Genomic DNA, 3,265 nt, shown 5'->3' on the forward strand with positions numbered 1-3,265 from the left:
TAACATTTAAATAACAGTATCAGATAGAAGACGAGAACTTAAAAGTAATACAAGACAAGTATATTAATTATACAAACTTTTAGTTGGTTAGATAAAGCTACTAAGGGTATATGGTGGATATCTTGGCAGTAAGAGACGATGAAAGACGTATGTTAGACAGCGATATGTCTCGGGGAGCCGTCAAGCAGGCTTTGATCCGGGAATTTCTGAATGGGGGAACCCTCCTGTTGGAAACAGCAGGAACCGTTTGGTGAGTAAAGTAGCCATTCTGGAGTTAACCGAGGGAACTGAAACATCTAAGTACCTCGAGGAAGAGAAATCAATTGAGATTTCGCAAGTAGCGGCGAGCGAACGCGAACTAGCCCAAACCGTTAAGTTTACTTAGCGGGGTTGTAGGACTGCAACGTGTAGCTTTGATGTTAGGAGAAGGGTCTGGGAAGTCCCGCCAAAGAGAGTGAAAGCCTCGTATCCGAAAGTTGAAAAGCGCTAGCAGTATCCTGAGTAGGACGGAACACGTGAAATTTTGTCTGAATCTGGGAGGACCACCTTCCAAGGCTAAATACTACTTACTGACCGATAGTGAACAAGTACCGTGAGGGAAAGATGAAAAGAACCCCGATGAGGGGAGTGAAATAGAACTTGAAACCATATACTTACAATCGGTGGAAGTGCTATTGTAAGGCATGACCACGTACCTTTTGCATTATGAGCCATCGAGTTACGATTTGTTGCAAGGTTAAGCCGTTGAAGGTGTAGCCGTAGGGAAACCGAGTCTTAATAGGGCGAATAGTAGCAGGTCGTAGACCCGAAACGGGATGAGCTATCCATGAGCAGGTTGAAGCGAGGGTAACACCTTGTGGAGGACCGAACCCATATAGGTTGAAAACTGTTGGGATGACTTGTGGATAGGGGTGAAAGGCCAATCAAATTCCGTGATAGCTGGTTCTCTTCGAAATGCATTTAGGTGCAGCGTCTGACGAATACTGACGGGGGTACAGCACTGAATTGGCTAGGGGGCTCACCAGCTTACCAAACCATATCAAACTCAGAATACCGTTAAGTAATATCAGGCAGTGAGACTGCGGATGCTAAGGTCCGTAGTCGAAAGGGTAAGAGCCCTGACCATCAGCTAAGGTCCCTAAATCGTGTCTAAGTGGGAAAGGTTGTGGAACTACTGTGACATCCAGGAGGTTGGCTTAGAAGCAGCCACCCTTTAAAGAAAGCGTAATAGCTCACTGGACTAGTGGTTCTGCGCCGAAAATGTAACGGGGCTAAAGATACGTACCGAAGCTATGGAATGAACTTTGTTCATTGGTAGAAGAGCATTGTGTTTATCGATGAAGGCGTACCGCGAGGAGCGCTGGAGATCCCACAAGAGCTGATGATGGCATGAGTAGCGATAAGGAGTGTGAGAATCACTCCCGCCGAAAATCTAAGGGTTCCTGGGCCAGGTGACTCCGCCCAGGGTTAGTCGGATCCTAAGGTGAGGCCGAAAGGCGTAATCGATGGGTAACAGGTTAATATTCCTGTACTTGGTTATATTCGTTTGACATGAGGAGTGACGGAGAAAGGTAGCAAATCCCACTGTTGGATGTGGGTTTAAGCGTGTAGGCTGTGTTGTAGGCAAATCCGCAACACGTGAAGGCTGAGGCGTGATGACGAGGGCTTGCCCGAAGTTTGTGATCCTCTGCTTCCCAGAAAAGCTTCGTATGAAGAATATAATCAATCCGTACCGTAAACCGACACAGGTAGATGAGGAGAGAATCCTCAGGCGCTTGGGAGAACTCTTGTTAAGGAACTCTGCAAATTGGAGCCGTAACTTCGGGATAAGGCTCGCCCCTGCTGGTGACATCGCTTGCCGATGTAGCTGACGGGGGCCGCAGTGAAAAGGGGGTAGCGACTGTTTATCAAAAACATAGGACTCTGCAAACACGCAAGTGGACGTATAGGGTCTGACGCCTGCCCGGTGCTCGAAGGTTAAGAGGAGAGGTTATCCATTAGGAGAAGCTTTGAATCGAAGCCCGAGTAAACGGCGGCCGTAACTATAACGGTCCTAAGGTAGCGAAATTCCTAGTCGGGTAAGTTCCGACCTGCACGAATGGCGTAACGACTTCCCCACTGTCTCAACAAGAGGCCCAGCGAAATTGGAGTGCGCGTGAAGATACGCGCTACCCGCGGAAGGACGAAAAGACCCCGTGAACCTTTACTGTAGCTTGACATTGGCTTTTGAATAGTAATGCGTAGGATAGGTGGGAGCTGTTGAGGCGTGCGTTCCGGCGTACGATTAGGCATCCTTGAAATACCACCCTTTGCTATTTGAAATCCTAACCTACCATCGTAATCCGGTGGGGGGACAATGTCTGGTGGGCAGTTTGACTGGGGCGGTCGCCTCCTAAAGAGTAACGGAGGCGCACAAAGGTTCCCTCAGGCCGCATGGAAACCGGCTGTAGAGTGTAAACGCATAAGGGAGCTTGACTGCAACACAAACAAGTGGAGCAGGGTCGAAAGACGGTGTTAGTGATCCGGTGGTTCCGAGTGGAAGGGCCATCGCTCAACGGATAAAAGGTACTCCGGGGATAACAGGCTGATCTCCCCCAAGAGTTCACATCGACGGGGAGGTTTGGCACCTCGATGTCGGCTCATCGCATCCTGGGGCTGGAGCAGGTCCCAAGGGTTAGACTGTTCGTCTATTAAAGCGGTACGCGAGCTGGGTTCAGAACGTCGTGAGACAGTTCGGTCTCTATCCTCCGTGGGCGTAAGAAATTTGAGTGAATCTGACCTTAGTACGAGAGGACCGGGTTGGACGAACCTATGGTGTATCGGTTGTGACGCCAGTTGCATTGCCGAGTAGCTAAGTTCGGAAGGGATAACCGCTGAAAGCATCTAAGTGGGAAGCCCATCATAAGATAAGATTTCTATAAGACAGCTTGTAGACTACGAGCTTGATAGGTCGCATGTGTAAGCGCAGTAATGTGTTGAGCTGAGCGATACTAATTAGTCTTTTTGCTTTATTTAACTTTTACTTTTAAGTTCACTTCTATTTGATATTGTTTTTTAAGTGTGAAAATATCGCTTAATAGACTTGCAAAGGTCGAAAAAAAGAATTAAATATACCAAGAATTAAATTTTTGGTGTGTCGATAGCGGCGGGGAAACACCTGATACCATCCCGAACTCAGCAGTTAAGCCCGCTTGCGCCGAAGGTAGTGCCAGGGTCACTTGGTGTGAGACTAGGAAGATGCACCTTCTATATAAAAAGCCAGATC

2 rRNA genes are annotated in these 3,265 nt (G+C 48.1%); both read left to right on the forward strand.

The window, feature by feature from the left end:
• Positions 1-90: 90 nt before the first annotated feature.
• Positions 91-3,015: ribosomal RNA gene (locus ABMA70_RS15795) — 23S ribosomal RNA — on the forward strand.
• 114 nt (positions 3,016-3,129) lie between these two features.
• Positions 3,130-3,246, forward strand: a 5S ribosomal RNA gene (gene rrf / locus ABMA70_RS15800).
• Positions 3,247-3,265: the final 19 nt, after the last annotated feature.

Origin of the sequence: Halobacteriovorax sp. XZX-3 (assembly GCF_043196495.1) — a bacterium.
GTDB lineage: Bacteria > Bdellovibrionota > Bacteriovoracia > Bacteriovoracales > Bacteriovoracaceae > Halobacteriovorax_A.